The sequence below is a fragment of the Oceanicola sp. D3 genome (assembly GCF_006351965.1).
Classification (GTDB): Bacteria; Pseudomonadota; Alphaproteobacteria; order Rhodobacterales; family Rhodobacteraceae; genus Vannielia.
Genome location: NZ_CP040932.1, coordinates 327,618 through 349,693, shown reverse-complemented (window position 1 = coordinate 349,693; position 22,076 = coordinate 327,618). Strand labels below are relative to the sequence as shown.

The 22,076-nt window shown below is 64.1% G+C and carries 19 protein-coding genes and 1 tRNA gene; 11 read left to right on the top strand and 9 right to left on the bottom strand.

Annotated features, from left to right (window positions below; translation table 11 throughout):
• Positions 1–17: 17 nt before the first annotated feature.
• The 3 genes from FHY55_RS01785 to FHY55_RS01775 are packed head-to-tail and all read left to right on the top strand — an operon-like array spanning position 18 to position 2,904.
• Positions 18–1,019 (top strand): iron chelate uptake ABC transporter family permease subunit, encoded by a 1,002-nt coding sequence (locus tag FHY55_RS01785; protein ID WP_140015963.1) that lies wholly within the window; start codon positions 18–20, stop codon positions 1,017–1,019.
• Positions 1,016–1,858: an ABC transporter ATP-binding protein gene (locus tag FHY55_RS01780; RefSeq protein WP_140012555.1), complete on the top strand. Its 843-nt coding sequence runs from the start codon at positions 1,016–1,018 to the stop codon at positions 1,856–1,858. The genes FHY55_RS01785 and FHY55_RS01780 overlap by 4 nt, the downstream gene beginning before the upstream one ends.
• A complete protein-coding gene (locus FHY55_RS01775; RefSeq protein ID WP_140012554.1) occupies positions 1,855–2,904 on the top strand; it encodes a siderophore-interacting protein in 1,050 nt (349 codons plus the stop codon). Before FHY55_RS01780 ends, FHY55_RS01775 begins: the two co-directional genes overlap by 4 nt.
• A gap of 162 nt (positions 2,905–3,066) precedes the next feature.
• Here FHY55_RS01775 and FHY55_RS01770 read toward each other — a convergent pair whose 3' ends face one another.
• Genes FHY55_RS01770 through FHY55_RS01760 form a run of 3 tightly spaced genes read right to left on the bottom strand, consistent with a single transcriptional unit; the run spans position 3,067 to position 5,616 of the window.
• A complete protein-coding gene (locus FHY55_RS01770; protein WP_140012553.1) occupies positions 3,067–3,834 on the bottom strand; it encodes an ABC transporter permease in 768 nt (255 codons plus the stop codon).
• Positions 3,831–4,625 carry an ABC transporter ATP-binding protein gene (locus FHY55_RS01765; RefSeq protein WP_140012552.1) on the bottom strand — a complete coding sequence of 265 codons (795 nt, stop codon included), beginning with the start codon at positions 4,623–4,625 and terminating at the stop codon, positions 3,831–3,833. The genes FHY55_RS01770 and FHY55_RS01765 overlap by 4 nt, the downstream gene beginning before the upstream one ends.
• Before the next feature lie 52 nt (positions 4,626–4,677).
• Positions 4,678–5,616, bottom strand: a complete 939-nt coding sequence (locus FHY55_RS01760) for an ABC transporter substrate-binding protein (protein WP_140015962.1) — start codon at positions 5,614–5,616, stop codon at positions 4,678–4,680.
• Positions 5,617–6,006: 390 nt separating this feature from the next.
• On the opposite strand from FHY55_RS01760, the gene FHY55_RS01755 reads away from it, so the two are divergent.
• The 4 genes from FHY55_RS01755 to FHY55_RS01740 all read left to right on the top strand — a co-directional run bounded on the left by FHY55_RS01755 (position 6,007) and on the right by FHY55_RS01740 (position 13,354).
• Complete coding sequence (locus tag FHY55_RS01755; RefSeq protein ID WP_140012551.1) at positions 6,007–6,576, top strand: hypothetical protein; 570 nt, start codon at positions 6,007–6,009, stop codon at positions 6,574–6,576.
• A gap of 136 nt (positions 6,577–6,712) precedes the next feature.
• On the top strand, positions 6,713–10,072 hold the full coding sequence (locus tag FHY55_RS01750; protein ID WP_140012550.1) for a DUF2126 domain-containing protein: 3,360 nt from the start codon (positions 6,713–6,715) through the stop codon (positions 10,070–10,072).
• Positions 10,069–12,465, top strand: coding sequence for a circularly permuted type 2 ATP-grasp protein (locus FHY55_RS01745; protein ID WP_254695393.1), 2,397 nt, complete (start codon positions 10,069–10,071; stop codon positions 12,463–12,465). The genes FHY55_RS01750 and FHY55_RS01745 overlap by 4 nt, the downstream gene beginning before the upstream one ends.
• Before the next feature lie 4 nt (positions 12,466–12,469).
• Positions 12,470–13,354 carry a transglutaminase family protein gene (locus tag FHY55_RS01740; RefSeq protein WP_140012549.1) on the top strand — a complete coding sequence of 295 codons (885 nt, stop codon included), beginning with the start codon at positions 12,470–12,472 and terminating at the stop codon, positions 13,352–13,354.
• Between the two features lie 50 nt (positions 13,355–13,404).
• On the opposite strand, the gene FHY55_RS01735 is transcribed toward FHY55_RS01740, so the two are convergent.
• The 4 genes from FHY55_RS01735 to FHY55_RS01720 all read right to left on the bottom strand — a co-directional run bounded on the left by FHY55_RS01735 (position 13,405) and on the right by FHY55_RS01720 (position 17,213).
• Positions 13,405–13,480 (bottom strand) — tRNA-Thr (locus tag FHY55_RS01735).
• Positions 13,481–13,523: 43 nt separating this feature from the next.
• Entirely contained in the window at positions 13,524–15,014 is a 1,491-nt protein-coding gene (locus FHY55_RS01730; protein ID WP_140012548.1) for a heme biosynthesis protein HemY, read from the bottom strand.
• Between the two features lie 14 nt (positions 15,015–15,028).
• Positions 15,029–16,480, bottom strand: a complete 1,452-nt coding sequence (locus FHY55_RS01725) for a COG4223 family protein (protein WP_140012547.1) — start codon at positions 16,478–16,480, stop codon at positions 15,029–15,031.
• 46 nt (positions 16,481–16,526) lie between these two features.
• Positions 16,527–17,213, bottom strand: coding sequence for a uroporphyrinogen-III synthase (locus tag FHY55_RS01720; RefSeq protein WP_168222909.1), 687 nt, complete (start codon positions 17,211–17,213; stop codon positions 16,527–16,529).
• A gap of 75 nt (positions 17,214–17,288) precedes the next feature.
• Between FHY55_RS01720 and tsaD the strand changes: the two genes are divergently transcribed.
• From tsaD to FHY55_RS01700, 4 genes are read left to right on the top strand one after another with little or no spacing between them, the layout of a single operon-like run.
• On the top strand, positions 17,289–18,380 hold the full coding sequence (tsaD, locus tag FHY55_RS01715) for a tRNA (adenosine(37)-N6)-threonylcarbamoyltransferase complex transferase subunit TsaD (protein WP_140012545.1): 1,092 nt from the start codon (positions 17,289–17,291) through the stop codon (positions 18,378–18,380).
• Entirely contained in the window at positions 18,377–19,345 is a 969-nt protein-coding gene (locus FHY55_RS01710; protein ID WP_140012544.1) for an NAD(P)H-dependent glycerol-3-phosphate dehydrogenase, read from the top strand. The genes tsaD and FHY55_RS01710 overlap by 4 nt, the downstream gene beginning before the upstream one ends.
• A gap of 4 nt (positions 19,346–19,349) precedes the next feature.
• Positions 19,350–19,775: an EVE domain-containing protein gene (locus FHY55_RS01705; protein ID WP_140012543.1), complete on the top strand. Its 426-nt coding sequence runs from the start codon at positions 19,350–19,352 to the stop codon at positions 19,773–19,775.
• A 42-nt stretch (positions 19,776–19,817) separates the two neighbouring features.
• Positions 19,818–20,213, top strand: coding sequence for a DUF1761 domain-containing protein (locus FHY55_RS01700; protein WP_140012542.1), 396 nt, complete (start codon positions 19,818–19,820; stop codon positions 20,211–20,213).
• Positions 20,214–20,216: 3 nt separating this feature from the next.
• Here the strand turns inward: FHY55_RS01700 and FHY55_RS01695 are convergent, their stop codons facing one another.
• Positions 20,217–21,113 (bottom strand): serine hydrolase, encoded by an 897-nt coding sequence (locus FHY55_RS01695; protein ID WP_254695392.1) that lies wholly within the window; start codon positions 21,111–21,113, stop codon positions 20,217–20,219.
• A 333-nt stretch (positions 21,114–21,446) separates the two neighbouring features.
• On the bottom strand, positions 21,447–21,788 hold the full coding sequence (locus tag FHY55_RS01690) for a DUF2853 family protein (RefSeq protein ID WP_140012541.1): 342 nt from the start codon (positions 21,786–21,788) through the stop codon (positions 21,447–21,449).
• Positions 21,789–22,076 lie beyond the last annotated feature (288 nt).

Genomic DNA, 22,076 nt, shown 5'->3' with positions numbered 1-22,076 from the left:
CCCCCGATACCGCCCGGATGCGCCACAGGCTGCACAATCGCCGCCGCATGGTGCTGGCGGCCCTCTTGGCCCTCGTCCTCAGCGCTGCGGCGCTGACCCTGACAACCGGGCAATCCTTCATCCCGCCGTCGACCGTGCTCCACACGCTTCTCGGCAGCACAGACGGGAGCGAGGCCTTCACAATCAACGTGTTGCGCGGGCCGCGCGTGCTGGTCTCCGTGCTGGCGGGCATGTGTTTCGGCATGGGGGGCGTCGCCTTCCAAACGCTCCTGCGCAACCCGCTCGCCAGCCCCGATATCATCGGCATCAGCTCCGGTGCCAGCGCAGCCGCCGTGTTCTGCATCGTCATGCTCTCCGCATCCGGCACCTTGGTGGCAGTCGTCGCTGTCGCAGCGGGGCTGGGGGTGGCCCTGCTGATCTTCCTGCTCTCGTGGAAGGGCGGCGCTGCGGGGGCGCGGCTGATCCTCGTGGGCATCGGCGTGTCGGCCATGCTGCAAAGTTTCACCGCCTATGTGCTGACGCAGGCCCCAAGCTGGTCACTCCAACAAGCCCTTCGCTGGATGACCGGCTCGGTCAACGGCGCACAGCTTTCCCAAGCGCTGCCGCTCGCGCTTGCCCTGCTGGTCTTCGGCGGGGCACTCCTCGCGGTGCGGCGCAATCTTGAAACCCTGCGCATGGGCGATGACATGGCCGCAGGGCTCGGCGTCGGCGTTGGCCTCACGCGGCTCACCGTCATCTGCGCCGGGGTCGGGCTGGTCGCCTTTGCCACGGCCGCCACAGGGCCAATCGCCTTCGTCGCCTTTCTCTCCGGCCCAATCGCCACCCGCCTGACTCGCAATGGCGGCTCTCTGCTGCTGCCTGCCGCCCTCACCGGGGCAGCGCTGGTGCTGCTGGCCGATTTTGCAGGGCAGGTGCTGCTGCCCGCCCGCTACCCGGTTGGCATCGTCACAGGCGTGCTCGGTGCGCCCTACCTCATCGCCCTGATCCTCAGGGAAGATCGCTCAAGAGGTGCCCTGTGAGTGACGCTATCCTGAACATCCATCGCTTGGTCGCGGGCTACGGCACCGGGGCCGTGCTGAACGACCTCAGCCTCGCTCTGCCGCGCGGCAAGATCACCGCCATCGTCGGGGCCAACGCCTGTGGCAAGTCCACCCTGTTGCGCGCCATGTCGCGCCTGCTCAAGCCCGAGGCCGGGGAGGTGCTGCTCGACGGGCAGCCGGTTCATGCGGTGCCGCCGCGCAGGCTTGCGCAGCGGCTCGGCCTGTTGCCGCAATCCCCCATCGCACCCGAGGGCATCACCGTGCTCGATCTCGTCAGCCGAGGCCGTCACCCGCACCAAGGCCTGTTCGGCCGCTGGACCGCAGCCGATGAGGCCGCCGTCGCCGAGGCTCTGGAGATGACGGGCATCGCCCCCCTCGCAGACCGCTTCGTCGACGATCTCTCCGGCGGGCAACGCCAGCGCGTGTGGATCGCCATGGCCCTCGCCCAGCAAACCGAAGTGCTCCTGCTCGATGAGCCAACCACCTTTCTCGACATCAACCATCAGGTCGAAGTGCTCGATCTGCTGACCGACCTGAACCGCGCGCGCGGCACCACCGTGGTGATGGTGCTGCATGACCTCAACCTCGCCGCCCGCTATGCCGATACGCTGGTCGCCGTGGCCGCAGGCCGGGTGCACTCCGCCGGGCCACCCGAAGCGATTCTCACCGAAAAGATGGTGGCCGATGTCTTCGGACTCACCGCCCGCATCACGCCAGACCCGGTAACGCAAAAGCCGATGATGGTTCCGATCGGTCGCCACGGCAGCAAGCCACCCCGCCCGATCACTGAGCCAAGCCCAAAGGGAACCCCAGCATGAAACACAGCTCCGTTGCCGAGTTCTGCCACGACGAAGGCCAAAGGCTGCTCTCCTTCTGGCGCGCTGAATATACCGAACACCAGATGGATCCGCAGGAACCCGCGCCCGGAACGCTCGTGGCCGATGCCGGGTTCGTCCGGGTGACAGTCAAGGTCGAGGAGCGGGCCTGCCAGATCGAAGTGGCTGCGGATGACGAGAGCATTCTTCCAGACGTCCGCACGGGCATTTCCCTGCATATGGCAGAATTCGATCCGGCGCTGCCGCCGCTCACCTGGTCGGGCCAAAGCAAGGCCGGCGCATTGCCCCCCACACTCGCCATCGGCGAGGTCTCTGGCTGCACGCCGCTGGGCAGGGCATGGTGGCGGATGTCGGTCGCGCTCTCGCCGGATGGCTACAGCCGTTTTGCGAGCGACGACCATTGGCACTTTCGCTTGCTCCGCGCGAAAGGGCGCCATCAGCCGCCCGTTTGGCCAAGGCTCGACGAGAACGGCGTGATCCAATGGCCCGAGGGCGACCAGAAGCTGACAGACCGTGTCTTCACCGCCCGCGCCTGCGATCCAGAGGCGCAGAGCATCACATTCGACATCTTTCGCCACCCCGGCGGGCCCACGTCCGACTGGGCCGCAACGCGCCCCCTCGGCCAAACAGTCGGCTTGATGGGGCCGGGCGCAAAGACCGGGCCGGAGGTGGTGGATGCAACCGATGTGCTGCTGGTCGGCGGCGACGAAACCTCGGCACCGGCAATCCTGCGCGCTCTGGCAAGGCTCCCCGCAGGCACGGCTGGCGAAGTCTTCCTCTTGGTCGGCTCAGAGGCAGACAAACAACCATCGCCACCCGGCCCAAGGCTCAACTGGCTCCTGCGCTCCGAGGGCGCAACAGAAGAAACCCTCACATCCTCGATGCGCGCAGCGCTCACTAGCGCACCGCCCTCCACCCGGCTCTGGTTCGCCGCAAGCAAACAAGCCGCACGAAACATCCGCACCTTCGCCCTCCAAACGGCACAGCTCCCCAAGTCACGGGTTCATTCCGTCAGCTACTGGTCCTAGCCGTGGCGACTTCGCCATAAACGGTTGCCGCTGCAATGGAAGAGGGCCCAGAGCGCACGGTCCATTGATTAATGCCCCCTATGTCATCCGACATGTGCATAGGATGTGCATCACTTGTGCACAGGGTGTTGCCCTGTGCTTTTCGGGGTTAACGCCCGTTCATTACCCCGGCGCGCGCTCCGCCCAACCGGCAAAGATGCTCTCCAGCCAGACCACGATGTAATAGAGCAGGATGCCCAGCGCCGCGAGGGCGATCAGAACCGCAAACATCAGCGGATAATCCGAGTTGGTCTTGCCGCTATCAAACAGCGCGCCAAGCCCTCTCCCGTGGGGCGAAACGATCTCCATCAGGTTGGTTCCGATGAAGGCCAGCGTCACCGCCACCTTGAGCGCGCCAAAGAACTCCGGCAGCGTTTTCGGCAGGGCGATCTTCCAGAAGATCGTGCTCTGCGAGGCCCCCAAAGCCCTTAGAATATCACGATATTCCGGCTCCAGCGTGCTGAGCCCGATGCTGATGCTCACGGCAATCGGGAAGAAGCTGATCATGAAGGCAATCAGCACCGTGTTGAAGTCATGCGCCCCGACGAACATCAGCGCCACGATGGGCACCACCGTCGCCTTGGGTATGGCGTTGAAGCCCACCAACAAGGGGTAAAGCGCCTCCCGCATCACGCGCGAAAAGCCCATCACCATGCCAATGGCCACGCCAACGATGATGGCAAGGACCAGCCCCATCACCGTGCGCCAAAGCGTCTGCCAGCCCATCACAAGGAACAGCTCCCAGTAGCGGGTGTAGGCAGGCACCAGGTCTGATGGCGACGCCATCTTGTAATTCGGCCAACCCATTGCCCAAACAAGGAATTCCCATAGGATCAGGAAGACGACAACAGCCGCCACGGGCACCGCCACCTTGCGCAATCGCGGGCTCATGCCGCGCCCTCCTCAGCCGGAGCCCGCCCCTGCGCCACCTCGATCTGGTGCCGCAGAATGGCCAGCATTTCCGCCGATTCAGGCGTATATAGCTGCTCGATATCATGCCCCCGGTCCGGCACATCCAGCACGTATTGGGTGCGGGCGGGGCGGCCCGAAAGCACCACCACCTGATCGGCGAGATAGATGCTTTCGCGCAGGTCGTGGGTGATGAGTACGCCGGTGAAGGGCTCCGCCTCTTTCACCTTCTGCATCGTCTGCCACAGGTCCTCCCGGGTGAAGGCATCCAGCGCGCCAAACGGCTCATCCAAAATCAACACTTCAGGCTTGTGAACAAGGGCGCGGCACAGGCTCGCCCGCTGGCGCATCCCGCCCGAAAGCTCGCTTGGGCGCTTGTCTTCAAACCCCTCCAACCCAACGAGAGAAAGCAGGTAACGCGCCCGCTCTTCCTGCTCTTTCCGGCCCATCTTGGTGGGCACAATCTCCAGCGGCAGCATCACGTTCTTCAGGATCGAGCGCCACTCCAGCAGCACCGGGTTCTGGAAGGCCATGCCCACCGTCGCACGTGGCCCCTTCACCCGCTCGCCATGCAGCCAAACCTCACCCTCATCGGGCTTCATCAGCCCCGCGACCAACCGCGTCAGCGTGGACTTGCCACAGCCTGACGGTCCGACCACGGCCACAAAGCCACCTTCGGGCACCGCCACATCCAACCCGTCCAGCACCGGCAACGGCCCGCTTGGGGTTTGGTAGGCGTGGCGCACGCCCTTGATTTCTATAAGGTTCGTCATGCTGCGCGGCCCGTAGGGTGGGCAATCTGCCCACCGCCACGAGGCCCTCCAATCACTTCAGCGCAAACCCGCCCTCGGGCAGATACTCTTCGGTGAAGTAGAGCGACACATCAGGCTCGTTGACAAACTCGTAGGTGGTTTTGATCTGCTCTACCGAGCTGGCCAGCCGGTCTTCGTCGATGGTGCCAAAGCCACTTTCCATCGCGTAGTCGGTCGCCACATTGGCGTCGATCGAAAGTTGCAACCGGCGCTGCTCCAGCGCGGCATCGGCCGCCGGGTTGCGCTCTATCAGGCTCGCTGTCGCGGCGGCCGGGTCGGCAATCGCATCTTTCCAGCCCGCGGCCACGGCGGCCAAAAAGCCCTTCAGCGCATCGCCGTTTTCGGCGGCCCACTCGGTGTTGACGATGATGGCATTCCCGTAAAGGTCCACCCCGTAATCAGCCATTAAGATTGTTGAGATATCGTCCTCTTCAATCCCGAGCCGCACAAGGTTCAGGTAGGAGCTGAACGAGAAGCCGGTGATCGCGGCCACATTGCCTTCGGCCAGCATCGGCTCACGGGTCGGGAAGCCTACGGGCTCCACCGTGATCGTGGCCATATCGAGCCCGTTCTCGGCGGCAAAGATCGGGAACTGCGCCCATGCGCCATCGGGCGGCGGCGCGCCGAGCACTTTGCCCTCAAGGTCTTTGGGTTCGGAAACGCCGAGCGATTTGCGCCCAATCACGGCAAAGGGCGGCTTGTCGTAGATCATCATCACCGCCGTCACGGGCGCGCCGGGGTTCTGGTCGAGGAACTTGATGAGCGAGTTGATATCGGCAAAGCCTACCGGGAAGGCACCGGTGGCCACCTTGGGGATCGCATCGAGCGAGCCGGAGCCTGCGGTGATCTCGACGGAGAGGCCATTCTCTTCGAAGTGGCCGTTGTCGATGGCGGCGAAATAGGGGGCCGAGGGGCCTTCGAACTTCCAGTCGAGGGCGAATGGCAACGCCATGGCGTGGCTTTCACCCTTGGCGTCCTGCGCTGCGGTGAGCGTGGCGGCTGCAATGGCCCCAGCGCCGATAAGGGTACGAATGAACACGGGCGAAATCCTCCGTTTCAGGTGTTGAGCGGCCCGACTTAGGCATGACACCGCACCCGGGGGGAGTTGCCGCAGGAGCAGGAGTAGCACGGGGGCCGCATCCGCTCAATATTTGGGCATTCTTCTGAAGGCGTGCCGCTGAAATTGGCAGCAAGGCCATCCGCCCGTTAGCTGGCATTTTAGCCGTTTGGCCCTCGTCAGGCCGGCATCCTCAACCGCGCCTTAAGACATCCGCCTTAACCTCCGTGCCCAAGGCGGCACTTTCCTCAGCCGCTCTGCCATGCCCTACAAACCGGAGTTCCCATGTTTCGCAAAGCCCTCGCCCTCGCCGCCTTCACCGTCTTCGCCCTGCCTGCAACCGCGCAGGATTACCGCGCCGCGATGACAGACTATCTCTCCGCCAGCATTGCCAACTGGGCCTCTGACGAGGTGATTGTGGCCGCGATCAAGGCTGCCAATGCCGAGCGCGCCGCGCTGACCCAGGCCGATATTGACGCCATGGATACAGCGTGGCGCTCTGAAGCGGACGGCGGCGCTGGCCCCACCATCGACCCGGTGCTGCGGAGTGCCGCTGCCGATTTTTTGCGCAAGCAGGTCTCCGCCTCGGGCGGGCTGATCTCTGAAGTTTTCATCATGGATACGCACGGCCTCAACGTCGCCGCTTCCACCGTCACCTCCGACATGTGGCAAGGCGATGAGGACAAACACGCCAAAACCTATGCCGCAGGCGCCGGTGCCATGTTCATTGACGAGGTCGAATTTGATGAAAGTTCAGACACCTATCAGGGGCAGGTCTCGATGACGATTTCAGACCCTGAAACCGGCGAGCCGATCGGCGCAATCACGGTCGGGCTCGACGTCGAGTCGCTCTGAAACGGCCCGGCAAAACCGGCCGGGTTCGCGCCCGGCCGGCCTCCGGATGCGCCCCCGGCATAATGCTTGCTAGGCATCGCTTCGCATATGCGGCATAAATCGTGTGTTCCACTCATCCAAGGACGCACCCAACAGCATGGCCATTCTCGCAAGCATCTATCACCTGACGCATTACAAGTATGACCGCCCTGTTACCCTCAACCCCCAGATAATACGCCTGCGCCCGGCCCCGCATTCGCGCACCCGGGTTCTGTCGCACAGCCTCAAGGTCTCTCCGGGCGGCCACTTCGTGAACCACCAGCAGGATCCCTACGGCAACTGGCTGTCGCGCTTTGTCTTTCCCGAGCCGGTCCGCGAACTGAAGATCGAGGTGGACCTGACGGCGGATATGACCGTCTACAACCCCTTCGACTTCTTCGTCGAAGAGAGCGCCGAAAAGTGGCCCTTCGACTACCCCGAAGACCTGCGCGAAGACCTGTCCATCTACCGCCGCCCGGAGCCCGAAGGCCCCAAGCTGGCGCAGTTTATCGGTGGGCTCAACTTCGGCACCGACGGCACCGTGGATTTCTTGGTCGCGCTCAACGCCCATGTCTCGCAGGTGGTAAATTATACCATCCGCATGGAGCCCGGCGTGCAAACGCCCGAAGAGACGCTCACCATCAAGTCCGGCTCCTGCCGCGACAGCTCTTGGCTGCTGGTGCAGACCCTCCGCCACCTCGGGTTCGCCGCCCGTTTCGTCTCAGGCTACCTGATACAGCTCAAGCCGGACGTGAAGGCGCTTGATGGCCCTTCTGGCACCGATGTCGATTTCACCGACCTGCACGCATGGGTCGAGGTCTACATCCCCGGCGCTGGCTGGATCGGGCTCGACCCAACCTCCGGCCTGCTGACGGGCGAAAGCCACATTCCGCTGGCCGCCACCCCGCACTACTGCAACGCCGCGCCGATCACCGGAGGTTTTGCTGCCGCGGGCACCCCCGAAGTTGATTTCGCCTTCGACATGAAGATCGACCGCGTGGCCGAGCACCCGCGCATCACCAAGCCCTTTTCCGACGAGTCCTGGGCCCGGCTGAACGCATTGGGCGAGAAGGTGGATGAAGATCTCAAAGCCGCCGACGCCCGGCTGACCATGGGCGGCGAGCCCACCTTCGTTTCCATCGACGATTTCGAGGGCGAAGAGTGGAACACCGCCGCCGTCGGCCCCGAAAAACGCGCATTGGCCGACCAACTGATCCGCCGCCTGCGCGACCGTTTCGCCCCCGGCGGCTTCCTGCACTACGGCCAAGGCAAGTGGTATCCGGGTGAAACCCTGCCACGGTGGACCTTCTCGCTCTACTGGCGCCGGGACGAAAAGCCGATCTGGTCCGATGACGCGCTGATTGCCGAAGAAAAGCAAGACACTGGCGCCACAGCCGAGGATTCGCAGAAATTCCTTGAGGGCATGGCGAAAAACCTTGGCGTCGACGCCGATTACGTTGCCCCCGCCTACGAAGACCCCGCCGAGTGGATCATCAAGGAAGGCAACCTGCCCGAAAACGTCACCCCCGAGAACTCCAAGCTGAAAGACCCGGAGGAACGCGCTCGCATTGCCAAGGTCTTCGAGCGCGGGCTGACGGAGGCGGCCGGCCACGTGCTGCCAATCCAGCGCTGGCAGGCCAAGGCGAGTGGCCACAAATGGCGCTCTGAAAAGTGGAAGCTGCGGCGCGGCAAGGTCTTTCTGGTTCCGGGCGACAGTGCCGTTGGCTACCGCCTGCCCCTCGGCACCCTGCCCTACGTCAAGCCCTCAGAATTTCCCTACACCTACGTTACCGACCCTTCGGTCGAGCGCGGCGCGCTGCCCGATTACCATGACGAGGCGGGGGATGCGCTGCCCGAGAGCAGCGAGGAGCGCAAGCAGCCCGTGTCGGCCCCGCAGGCCACAGGCCCCACGCAAGAAGTTGTGGAGCAGGAGCTTGGCAGCATCGGAGGTGCCGTGCGCACCGCGATTTCTGTAGAGCCACGCGAGGGGCGTCTCTGCGTGTTCATGCCGCCCGTTGAGGACGCCGAAGACTATCTCGACCTGCTCGCCGCAGCCGAGACGACCGCAAAGGACATGGGCCTGCCGATCCATATCGAGGGGTACGCCCCGCCACATGACCCGCGCATCAACGTCATCCGCGTCGCCCCCGATCCGGGGGTGATCGAGGTCAACATCCACCCGGCCTACGACTGGCAGGACTGTGTGGCGACGACCGAGGCTATCTACGAAGAGGCGCGCAATTGTCGCCTTGGGGCCGACAAGTTCATGATCGACGGGCGCCACACCGGCACCGGCGGAGGAAACCACGTGGTTGTCGGCGGGGCCACGCCCACCGACAGCCCCTTCATCCGCCGCCCCGATCTGCTGAAGTCGCTCATCCTGATCTGGCAGCGCCACCCGTCGCTCTCTTACCTCTTCTCGGGCATGTTCATCGGCCCAACCTCGCAGGCCCCGCGCATTGACGAGGCCCGGCATGACACGCTCTACGAGCTGGAAATGGCGCTGGCGCAAGTGCCCAAGCCCGGCGAGGGAGACATGCCCCCGCCTTGGCTGGTCGACAGGCTCTTCCGCAACATGCTGACAGACGTCACCGGCAACACGCATCGCGCCGAGATCTGCATCGACAAGCTCTATTCACCCGATGGCCCCACCGGCCGCCTCGGGCTGGTGGAATTCCGCGGCTTCGAAATGCCGCCACACCCGCGGATGAACCTCGCGCAGCAATTGCTCATCCGCGCCATCATTGCCCGTTGCTGGAAGGCTCCGGTTGAGGGCAAACCGGTGCGCTGGGGCACCGTCCTGCATGATCGGTACATGATGCCAGAGTTCCTCTGGGCCGACTTCCTCAAGCTGCTGGAAGACCTCGCGCAGCACGGCTACGAGCTGGACCCTGTCTGGTACGAGGCGCAGGCCGAGTTCCGCTTTCCGTTCTGCGGACAGGTCGAGGTGGAAGGCGCGCATCTGGAAGTGCGGCAAGCACTTGAGCCGTGGCATGTGCTCGGCGAAACCGGCGCCATCGGCGGCACGGTGCGCTACACCGACAGTTCGGTCGAGCGGCTTCAGGTCAAGCTCACAACCCAGCATCAGGGCCGCTACCGGATCATGGTCAACAAACGCCCTGTGCCGCTGAGCGCGGGCAACGAGAGTGGCACTCACGTCGGCGCGGTGCGCTACAAGGCCTGGCAGCCGCCCGAGGCGTTGCACCCGGTGCTGCCGGTCAATACGCCGCTGCACTTCGACATCTACGATGATTGGACAGGCCGGCCCATCGGTGGCTGCACCTATCACGTGGCTCACCCCGGCGGGCGCAACTACGAGACCTTCCCGGTCAACGGCAACGAGGCCGAGGCGCGCCGCCTTGCGCGGTTCGAGCCCTACGGCCACGCCCCCGGCGCCTATCGCCCGGCGCCCGAGCGCCCGCATCCCGAGTTTCCCTGCACGCTCGACCTGCGGCGAGATCCGAGGCTTGACGCTTGAGCAAGTCCAGCGCCCTCCGCACCAACAGGCTTCCGCCTCTTCTGGCAGGCTACGCGCCGCGCCCGGGGACGGCGGATGAGCTGATTGATGCGGAGGGGCAAATGCGCCCTGTGTGGCAAAGCTTCATGTCCGCTCTCGGCAGCCTTTCGCGGCAGGAAACAGAAGACATCTTTGCCCGTGGCTCGAATTACCTGCGCGATGCGGGCGTCTATTTTCGCCAGTACTCCAACGACCCAGCACCAGAGCGAGATTGGCCCTTCAGCCATGTGCCCGTGATCATTCACGAGCAGGAGTGGTTTTCTATCTGCGACGGCCTCGCTCAAAGGGCCGATCTGCTGGAGCAGGTCATGGCAGACCTTTACGGACCCGCAGATCTGGTCAAGGGCGGCCATCTTCCGGCGGAGCTTGTGGCGCGCAACCCGCAATGGCTTCGCCCGATGGTGGGGATCACCCCGGCAAGCGGGCATTTTCTCCACGTTATCGCCTTCGAAATTTCCCGAAATCCCGATGGCTCATGGTTTGTGCTGGGCGATCGCACACAGGCCCCCTCCGGCGCTGGCTTCGCGCTGGAAAATCGGATGGCCACCGCCCGAACCTTTCAGGATCCCTTCCCCCGCGCCAACATCCACCGGCTGGCGGGCTTCTTCCGGGCATTCCGCGCCGCGTTGGATGGGCTCTCCGGGGACGCCGGGCGCCGGGCCGCGATCCTCACTCCCGGGCCCGGAAATGACACCTACTTCGAGCACACCTATATCGCCCGTTACCTCGGGATGATGCTGCTCGAAGGTGAAGATATGATCGTCCACGACGGTCAGCTCAAGGTCCGCACCGTCGAAGGGCTGGAACCCCTTGGCACCCTCTGGCGGCGCCTCGACAGCGAGTTTGCCGACCCGCTTGAGCTGGACGAAAATTCATACCTTGGCACGCCCGGGCTTGTGCAGGCGCTCAGGCTCGGAACTCTCTCCATGGTTAACGCGCTCGGGGCAGGCGTGCTGGAGATGCGGGCGATGCAGGCCTTCCTTCCGCGCATTTCCGAGGTGCTCACCGGCCAGCCCCTGAAGTTGCCCAACATCGCCACATGGTGGTGCGGCACCGAGAGCGAGCGCGCGCATGTGCGCAGCCACACCTCCGAGATCATGATCGGCCATGCGCTGGCCTCTGATCTGCCCTTCGAGATGGGGGCAACAACCGCAGAAGGTGGCAGTTTCCGCGAGAGCGCCCAGCCTTCCATCGACGCATGGATAGAGGCGGAAGGCGGCAATCTTGTGGGGCAGGAGCTTGTGACGCTCTCAACGACCCCGGCCTGGGAAGATGGCCGCCTTGTGCCGCGCCCGATGACCGTTCGGGTCACGGCGGCCAGAACCCCGACAGGCTGGACCTTCATGCCCGGCGGCTATGCCCGGATTGGCGCATCCAACGACCTTTCCGCATTGGCCATGCAACGCGGCGGCACCGTGGCCGATGTCTGGATCATGGGCGACACCGCAGTCGCCGCCGAGTCGATGCTGGGCCGCTCATCGGCCCTATCGCCCCGCAAGGGGGCCCTGCCTGCGCGCGCCGCTGAAAACCTGTTTTGGCTCGGTCGCTACGTTGAGCGCTTCGAGGGGGCGGTTCGGCTGCTCAGGGCCTATCACTTGCGCTTGGCCGAAACCGGAGACCGCAAAGATCCGCGCCTCGTCGCCCTAGCCAAATACATGAAGGCCTTCGGTATCGACACAAACGACGCCGTGCCCGACGCCCTGACAGGCCTTCTGTCCTCCGCCCGTTCTTGCGCCGGAAAGGTGCGAGACAGGTTCTCTATCGACGGCTGGAACGCGCTTTCCGATCTGGCGCGGAGCCTCGATGCGATCATCGGCATGACCTATCCCGGCGATGGGGCGGCCCATGAAATGGGAGTGCTGCTCCGCAAGATCACCGGGTTTTCCGGCCTTGTGCAGGAAAACATGTATCGCTCCATCGGCTGGAGCTTTCTGGCCTTCGGGCGGGCGCTGGAGCGCTCTGATGCGCTCGCGTCAATCCTCGCGGCTTTCTGTGATGAGAAGCAGCCGCAGGGCAGCCTCGACATTGCGCTTGAACTTGGCGACGCCGTAATGACTCATCGGCAGCGCTACCCGATTGACGCCAGCCGCAGCACGGCGATTGATCTGCTCGCTCTCGACCCAAACAACCCCCGCGCCATCGTTTTTCAGCTCACCGAAATGCACGAGCTGTCGAAAATGTTGCCGGGCCGGGCCGCGCCCGGTCGGCCCACGGCGCTGACCCGCGCCGTGATGCCCATAGAAACCCGGTTGCGAACCGCCGATTCCGGTGCGCTGACCCCCGAGTCCTTCCTGACGCTTCGCGACGATCTGGCGAATCTCTCCAACCTCGTCTCAACGCTCTATCTGAGGTGATCGCTTGCGCTATGATGTGAAACTCCTGATCGAGTATGAATATGCGGGCACCTCTGACCATGCCCGTAACCTGCTCCATCTTCTGCCCGCCGAGATCCCTGATCGGCAGCGCATCTCCGCCAGCCTGCTGACGGTAGACCCGATGCCGCAAGAGCGGCGTGACCTGTTCGATTTCTACGGCAACCTGATGACCTTCATCGGCTTTCACGAACCGATAGACCGGATATCGCTGTCTCTGACGGCCCGCGCCGAACGGCTGTTGCAGCCTCCGGGGCTGGAGATCTCGCCACCGCTGGCCGCCCTCCCGCGCGAGATTGCCGAGGCAAGGCACATAGATGGCACCGCGCCGCACCACTTCATCGGCCCAAGCCCAAGGGTTTCGCCCGACGGGGCGATGAGCAGCTTCGCCAAGGGGTTGGTGTCGGCAAACATGCCAACGCTTGAAGCGGTGCGCGCAATCGGCCGTGCCCTGCACAAAGAGATGACCTTTGATCCAGACGCCACCGAGGTGGATACACCGGCGGCAGATGCCTTCAAGGCACGCCACGGCGTGTGTCAGGATTTCTCGCATATCATGATCGCCTGCCTGAGATCGCTCGGCATTCCTGCCGGATATGTCTCTGGCTTCCTGCGCACGATCCCGCCCGAGGGTGAGGAGCGGCTGGAAGGGGCCGATGCGATGCACGCATGGGTGCGGGCATGGTGCGGCACCGAAGTCGGCTGGATCGAGTTCGACCCGACAAACAACATTTCTACCGGGATGGATCATATCACCGTCGCCGTCGGGCGCGACTACGGCGATGTAGCACCTGTGAAGGGAGTAATCCGCACGGTGGGTAATCAAGACACCAGCCACAGCGTCGACGTCATCCCGCTGCCAGCGGCCTGACGAAGGGCGTTACGCGGCGGGGGGCCGGTTCCGGAACTTTCTGAGAAAACTGGTGCCGCTGAAGGGACTCGAACCCCCGACCCCATCATTACGAATGACGTGCTCTACCAGCTGAGCTACAGCGGCAACCGGCGCGGTCTATAGCGCGGACGCTTCGCGCGGGCCAGCCCTATTTTGCCTTCTCTTCCACCGGGGCCTCTTCTTCGGGCTCCACAGTCTCGGCCTCTTCCACCTCACCCTCGTGCAAGACAAGCGGGGCCTCCTCCGGCTCCGGCTCAGGGGCGGGGCCAACAAGGAGCGGGAGCATTTCGACGCCGCCGGGCATGGTGACTTCGGCCTTGGGCGGCTCACGCCATGAGAGCGTGTCGAACGCGCCGCAATTGTCGCAGGTGGGCGACCATTGGCCGTGGATGTTCTGGCATTTCTCACAAACCCATGCGGGGCCACGCGGCGCTGTCAGGGCACGTGCCAGCCAAGCGCGAACCACGTGATCATCGCCCCCTTCGCCGCGCTCGACAGCGGCCATGATGGTAAGCGCCCGGGCATTGGCACCTTCCGCGCTGGCGAGCTGCGCAACCGCCTTGCGAGCCGCCGGAAAGTCCTCTGCGGCGAGGTTGAGCTCGGCCAGCAGTAGTTTGGTTTCCTCATTCTCAGGATGCGAACGCAGAAGCGGCTGAAAGCGCTTGAGCCGGGCTTCGGGGCTCTCATCGGGCTGAATCGCGGCAAAGGCGGCAGCAAGATCAGGGTGCGGCTGGGCTTCCCACGCCTTCTTGATCACCCGGGTCGCATAGCGCGGTTTGTCCTGCTCGATGTAGCCGTGGGCGGCCATGACGGCAGCGGGCACAAGATCGGGCGAAAGACGGTTTGCCTCGATCGCGGCTTCACGCGCTTCGATGCTGCCGCCTTCCTCAACCACATCCTTGGCTTCCGAGAGCGCCAGAACAGCATCACGGCGACGATGCACATCGCGCGGCAGCGAGCCGTGCTTCAGCTTGGCGCTCAGGGTCTTGCGGGCACCGGACCAATCAGAGTGGCCAGCCTGAAGCTGGAGCAGAGTATCCTGCACCTCTTCGTGACCCGGCTTCATCGAAAAGGCCTTCTCCGCCAGTTTGAGGGCGGTGTCAGTGTCACCATCGGCGAGCTTTTGCTTCAACAGGCCGCGAACGCCGACAAAGCGGGTGCGGTCATCGGTCAGCAGGGATTTATAGGCTTCTTCGGCCCGCTTCCTGTCGCCCACCTGCTCGGCGGCCTGCGCCGTCAAAAGGCGAGTGAGCTCGGGCTTGCCGAGGTAGCGCTCGGCCCGGTTGGCCTTGGTCAGGGCCAACTGCCCCTCACCAGAAGCCAGCGCCATCATCCCGTCTGCCAAGGCCTCATAGCCGCGCTTTTCGCGGTGACGGTCAAAGTAGCGGCTCATCGCGGTTTCATCGCCGTTGAGAAAGCGAACCACAGCCACCAGAAGGCCAGCGAGCTTGAGCAGCAGCCAGACCGCGAGCAGCAGAACGAGGGCGCAGATGATCGCAACCAATGGCGAGGGCGCAAATTCGATGGAGCCAACGCGCAGCAAAACCGATGGGCCGTTTTCCATCACGAACCCCGCGCCAAGCGCGAGAGCCGCCACGATCACGACGAAAAAGAGAATCTTGAGAACCGACCAGAGCATGCGTCTGTTGTCTCCTAGTTACTTGTGAGCGTGGCAGACAGGGATTGGGCCCCGGTCACGGCATCGTTGCGGCGGCTGGCTTGCGCGATCCACTGATCCATCGCCTGTTGGCCGCCCTCGGGCAGCGCTGCAAGCTCTTCGAGCGCGGTGGAAAGGTCGCCCCCATTCAGCGCCGCTTCAGCGCGGGAGAGCACGGCATCGGGGTCATCCCCCTCCTTGGGCTCAAGTGAGCGGGCGCCAACTTGCCGCGTGAGCCACGAGCCAAAGCCGCCACCGTCTTCCGAGGCTGTTTCTTCGCGCGATACCCGAAGCGCACCGCGGGCCGCGGCGGGGAAGCTGGCTTTCAGCGCATCCAGCGTCATCACACCCTCTTCGGCATGGGCGGCAAGCCCTTCGGGGATCTCCGCAGATGTGATGCGCGCAAGCGCCTCGGCATAGGGCGCGCCAGTATCGAGGGCCTGCTGCACTTCAAGCAACGCGCGTTGCTCTTCGGCGCGGGCGGCGGCGGCGGCGGCCTCTTCCTGCCGTGCGGCGGCCTGCGCCTCGGTTTCCTTCGCGGCCTCCAGCGCCGCATTCATCTCGCTCATCTGTTCGGCCACTTCCTTGCGAAGGGCCTCAACTTCTCGGCCATAGGCGGCAAGGGCGGCCTGGCTTGCCGGGTCTGCCGAGCCTTCCACAGGGGCCTTCTCCAGCGCCTCCATCCGCGCTGAAAGGGCTGCAAGTGCATCGGCCTGTTCTGCGATGGCGGCATCGATTTCGCTGGTGTCGGCGGTAACGGCTGGCGCGGCTTCAAGCTCCGCCACGCGGGCCTCCAGCGCGGCAAGATCTTCCGAAGACGCCTTTTCATTGAGCGCGGCCGTTGTTCCGGCGGCGCTTTCCTCTTGCTGGGTCAGCCGCGCGGTCAGGTCTGCGGAGGCATTGTCGCGCCCCCAGAGGGCCCATGCGGCGGCAAAGCCGATAAGGCCCGCGATGATTCCGCCAAAAAGCAAAGGCATGACGCTGGCTTTTTGCGCAGCTGGTGGCGGAGCCGCAGCATGGGTCGGCGTGGCCTCGGGCTCCGGCGGTTCTGAAAGGTCGGGCACCTCATCCGTGGCTTCGGCTTCGGCTTCGGCTTCGAGGCTATCCGCGCCCTTTTCGGTGGGTCCAAACTTCAACGGTTCAGCGATTTCGAGCGTTGCGTCGGGGTCGGCGGCATCGCCACTGGGCGAATCCTCCGGCTCAACGGGTGTAAGAGCGTTCTCGTCAGCCTCGGCGTCACCCGGTTCGCCATCTTCATCGGCTGTCTCATCGGTCGTGTCGTCCTGCGAAGAGTCGGCCAATTCTTCAGCGTCCGCAGCGGTGTCAGGCTCATGATCCTTCTTCTGATCCGGGCCATCATCTTGCGTATCCGCACCGTTCACTTCGGCCTCGCTGCCCTCGTCTTCCGGCTTGTCGTCCGAACCCGCCACGTCAACTCCTCTCGTCATTTCGCTGCGCTGCCGCACAACACCCTAGCCTGCCACCCGCAGCGGCTCAACCAACCTCGCGCCTGACGGCATCCAGCATCGCCGCTGCGTCAGGGCGCTCCGCAACAACGGCATCTCCGGGCCATTCCTGAGCCACCGCACTACTCAACGCCACAACCCGAAGATTCGCACCAAGGTTTTTCACCTCTGCGGCCAAAAGACCTGCCGAGCGGGGCGAAAAGAGGGGCGCAACCATCGCTTCACCCCCCGCAAGGCGAGCTTTGAGGGGCGGGGTCAGGGCGCGCGCGGGTTGGTCATAGATAACGACGCTATGGCAGGGGTAGCCCATTGAGGTGAGACGTTCCGCAAGATCCACCCGAACATGCGCGCCATGCATATGCAAAAGCAACGGCACTGGCTGCTCCCGCGCAATCCTCTCGGGCAGGCCGGCTGCCACCCCATTCCCCACACGCGGCTCAAACCCTGCTGAGGCAGCCGCCGCTGCTGTGCGATCTCCCACGCACCACGCCCTGCGCCCACCGCCCGCCTGAAACGTTGCAAAAACCTCAACCGCGCTCACCGATGTAAAAATCAGCGCATCATCCGGGCCGGGGAGTTCTTTGGGCGCAACCGGAACGATTTCGATCAGCGGATTAACGATGATCTCCACCTCGCCCAGCGCGCCACGCAGCGCCTCGGCAAACTCTGCCGAACCCCGTGCCGGGCGGGTGAGCAGGACGGGCAGGCGGTTCACAACGCAACCCGGGCGGGATAACAACGATCAGCCATCTGCGCGGGTCATGCCGCGCGACCCCTGAAAAGGCAAGACATGAGCGTGCTAACCGTCCTTGGCATCGAAAGCAGCTGCGACGACACCGCCGCAGCGGTTTTGCGCTGGGACGGTGCCGCCCATGTGCTCTCCTCCGAGGTCTCCGGGCAAACAGACCTGCACGCAGCCTTCGGTGGCGTGGTGCCCGAAATTGCCGCCCGTGCCCACGCCGAGCGGCTGGACCTGATGGTGGAGCTGGCCTTGCAAAACGCGGGCGTGGCGTTGACAGAGCTGGATGCGATTGCCGTCACCGCCGGCCCGGGGCTGATCGGCGGGGTCGTCTCTGGCGTGATGTGCGCCAAGGGGCTCGCAGCGGCTACCGGGCTTCCTCTCATCGGGGTCAATCACCTTGCAGGCCATGCGCTGACGCCGCGGCTGACAGATGGGCTGGCCTTCCCCTACCTGATGCTGCTGGTTTCCGGGGGGCATTGCCAGTTTCTGATCGTGCACGGGCCAGAAAGCTTTGAACGGCTGGGCGGCACCATCGACGATGCACCGGGCGAGGCCTTCGACAAATCCGCCCGCCTGCTTGGCCTGCCTCAACCCGGCGGCCCGGCCATCGAAAATGCCGCGCAGGAGGGGGACGAAGAGCGCTTCAGCCTGCCCCGCCCTCTGCTGCGCGAGCCGCATTGCGATATGTCCTTCTCCGGGCTCAAAACAGCGCTTTTGCGCGCCCGAGACGAGGTGATGATCGGCGGCAACCAGCTGAAGCGACAGGATGTGGCCGACCTTTCCGCCGGTTTCCAGGCCGCCGTGCGCGATGTGCTGGCCGCAAAGACAGCGCGGGCACTGGAGGCCTACATGGCACATTCTCCGGCCGAACCTGCGCTGGCTGTGGCTGGGGGCGTGGCCGCCAATCAGGCCCTCCGCGCGGCACTTCAGGATGTGGCCGCAAAGGCCGGCGCCCGGTTTACCGCACCGCCACTCAGTCTCTGCACCGACAACGCGGCAATGATCGGCTGGGCCGCAATCGAACGACTGCGCGCAGGTGGCTCTGCAGACGACCTCACCCTCTCGGCCCGCCCACGCTGGCCGCTTGACACAGCAGCCCTGCCAATGCTCGGCTCCGGCAAGAAAGGCGCAAAGGCATGAGCGATATTTCCGTCATAGGAGCAGGGGCCTTTGGCACCGCACTGGCCAGCCAACTCGCTGGCGAGGACGGCCCCACCGTGACCCTGTGGGCGCGCAACCCCGATCATGCCGCCGAGATTAGTGAGGCAAGGGAAAACAAGCGTCACCTGCCCGGCGTGTCCCTGCCCTCTGAACTTGCAGTGGTGCATGACAATGGCGCTTTCGCCGCACCAATCCTCATCATGGCCACACCCATGCAAACCCTCGCCAGCCTCTTGGCCGAGCACCGCGAGCATATCGGCGAGGCCTGCGTTGTTGCGGCCTGCAAGGGTGTTGATCTTGAGCGTGGCAAGGGGCCAACCGGCATCATCGAAAGCGCCGCAAAAAAGGCGATTCCGGCCATTCTTACCGGCCCGTCCTTTGCCGTCGATATTGCCCAGGGCCTGCCCACCGCCCTCACCCTCGCCTGCGCCGACAAACGCACCGGCGAGATGCTGCAATCGGCGCTCTCCACCACCACCCTCCGGCTCTACCTGTCGACGGACCCGATCGGGGCGGAGCTTGGCGGAGCGCTGAAGAATGTCATCGCCATCGCCTGCGGGGCCTGCATTGGGGCGGGCTTCGGTGAAAGCGCCCGCGCCGCTCTGATGACGCGTGGCTTTACCGAGATGGCCCGCCTTGCGGCCGCGCTGGGCGGCAAGCGCGACACGCTCTCCGGCCTTTCCGGCTTTGGTGATCTCGCGCTGACCTGCACCTCCGACAAAAGCCGCAACTTCCGCCACGGCTTCGCGCTGGGCCGGGGGGAGGTTCCGCCGCCGGGAGTGACAACCGAGGGCATCGCCACCGCCGAGGCCACGCTGCGGCTTGCGCAGCGATACAAGCTCGACATGCCGATCACCGAGGCCGTTGCTGCGCTCACCTCCGGCACGCTCTCGGCGCCCGAGGCAATGGCCGTGCTGCTCTCCAGACCGCTGACGAAGGAGTAATCTCATGGCCTATTGGCTCTTCAAATCCGAACCCTCCACGTGGAGCTGGGATGATCAGGTCGCCAAGGGCGACGCGGGCGAAGAGTGGGATGGCGTGCGCAACTATCAGGCGCGCAACATGATGCGGCAGATGAAGCTGGGCGACCTTGGGTTTTTCTACCACTCCCAAAAGGATAAGGAGATCGTCGGCGTGGTTGAAGTCTGCGCCGAGATTCACCCCGACAGCACCACAGATGACGCGCGCTGGGAGTGCGTCGACATCAAGGCGGTTGCGCCCATGCCCAATCCCGTGACCTTGGCGATGTGCAAGGAAGAGCCCGCGTTGAAAGACATGGTGTTGGTCAACAACACCCGCCTCTCCGTGCAGCCCGTCACCGAGGCAGAATGGTCGTACATCTGCAAGCTTGGCGGGTATTCCCACAAAGGTTGATGTGCCGCATACTCGCTGCTGACCGCAGAGGGAGGGGGCCCAATGGGCATGATCGCCGTACTCATCGCAGCTATCGCCGGATTCGCCTTTGGCGCAGTCTGGTACATGACGCTGTCCAAGCCCTGGCTCGCCGCCTCGGAGATTCCCGTGGATGAAACCGGCGCGCCTGCGGGCGGGTTCTCTCCGGTGCCCTTCATCATCTCCGGTGTGGCAATGCTTCTGGTTGCCGGGATGATGCGCCATATCCTCGTGATGTCGGGCATCGAAGGCGCGCTGAAGTCCGCCCTCGTCGGCCTCGGCATCGGGCTCTTCATGATCACGCCCTGGGTGGCGATGAACTACGCCTACGCCCGCCGCAAACGCGAGCTGACGCTGCTGGATGGTGGCTATTCCGTGCTTGGCCCCACGGTCATCGGCCTCGTGCTCGGCCTGTTCTAAGCGTTAGCCCCCAAGGGCAATCCGCACCGCCTCCCACTCCGGCCCGGCTTCGCTTGCGCCGGTGCCAAAGGTCGCCACGCTCACCGGGCGGGCGACATCGGCAAAATGGTAGATGGCGCAATGGCTGAACGGCCCCGAGCCAGAATGGCCAACCACGCGGCCAGCACCCTCAACGGCACCGGCCATCACACCCAGCCCATAGCCCGTTTCGCTCCACGGTCGCCCCTCTATACCGCCGCCAAGCCGGTGCACAGGCTGCCCGCCAAGTTCCAACGCCAACACGCCCACCAGCCGCGCGGCATCTCTCGCTGATCCCATGAAGCACCGGTGGTAGACCCATCCCGGGTGATATCCTGCCGCGCCCGGACTCTCCGCAAAATCGCCCGGCACCTCGGCCAGCCGCATGGTGGCAAGCGCCAGCGGCTCGGCGTAGTACCGCGCCGCCAAACTGCCAATGTCACAGCCCGCCGCGGCTTCTACGGCTTCGCGGGCCAGCATGTATCCGATGTTCGAATAGGCCCAGCCCTCGCCCGGCGCGAACAGAAGCTCGCTGCCAGCCTCCCGCACCAACCTCTCGCGTGACCACGGCGTATCGCCCCGGGCCACCGCATCGTGATAGGCACGCAACCCCCCGTAGCACGGCACGCCGGCCCGGTGCTGAAGAAGCTGCCGCAACGTGTGAGGGCCGCCGTATGGCGCCTCAAGATCAAGCGCGCCCTCCTGCGACAGACGAAGCGCACAGCCCGCAATGATTGTCTTGGAAAAGCTCCACCACGGCCAAACGCGGGATGCCTCGCCGCCTTGCCCCTCTTCTCCGTCGTCATGGATCCAAGCCGCGTCCAAACCGATCCCGCAAACAAAATGGAGGGCCTCGACCCCCGAGACCCTCCATCTTCCCACGAGCTCCCAATCGCACCGCTCGTATCTGATATGTCCCGGGTCATCCTGACCCTTCGCTTGTGAACGAACCTACGCCAAGTGGCACCACAAAGCAACTGTTCCGTTTAGAAAAATGTCTGTTTTACAGTGGTTTAGGGTATATGGCGCGTTAACCATAAGGGTCGCCTCAAAGCCACCACATTCACCGCTTTCCGGCCCCGGGCGAAACCTTCCAAGCGCCCGAAACAAAAGAGGGAACCGCTGTTGAGCGGCTCCCCGTCTTGATGGCATGACCAAAGCGCCGCCGCCACAATCCTCTCGGAGAGGTTACGATTTCGGCGGCTTCAGGCTGCCTTACTTGTAAACAGATTCTTTCTTGAACTGCTTCACGAGCAGATAATAGAAAACCGCGCGATACTTGTTCCGCTCCGATTTGCCATAGGTCTCGATCGCCTTGTCGATGCCCGCCATCAGGTCGGGCCCGGCGGGCAGGCCGAGCTTTTTGATCAGGAAGTTCTTCTCGATCGTCTCCAGCTCGCTCTTCTGGCTCGCGGCTACGGTAGAAGCATCGTCGTTGTAGATCGACGGACCGCAACCGATTGTGACTTTCGTCAGCAGGTCCATGTCCGGGGTCATCCCGCACTTGTTCTTCAGATCGTCGGCATACTTCGCGATCAACTCGTCTCTCTTGCCCATGATGCTTCACTCCCTCGCATGGTGGCACTGCGGCGAGTTCTCCCGCCGTTGGGGTGAAACATACGCATCAGCCCCATACCGGCAAAGGAAAAATACCCCCGACGCGAGGTCAAGCCGATGTCGGGTGACATACCACGCAATGGGCCAATTAACCGCCCATTCCGGCGGTTGACCGCCGAGTTTCGCCCGTTTTCACCAGAAATTCCGTGACAGACCTGTGACATATCGCACAGGCTCAAAGAGCGGCCTGTCAGTTTTTGTGTGTTTTTTGGGGATCTTGATTGGGCC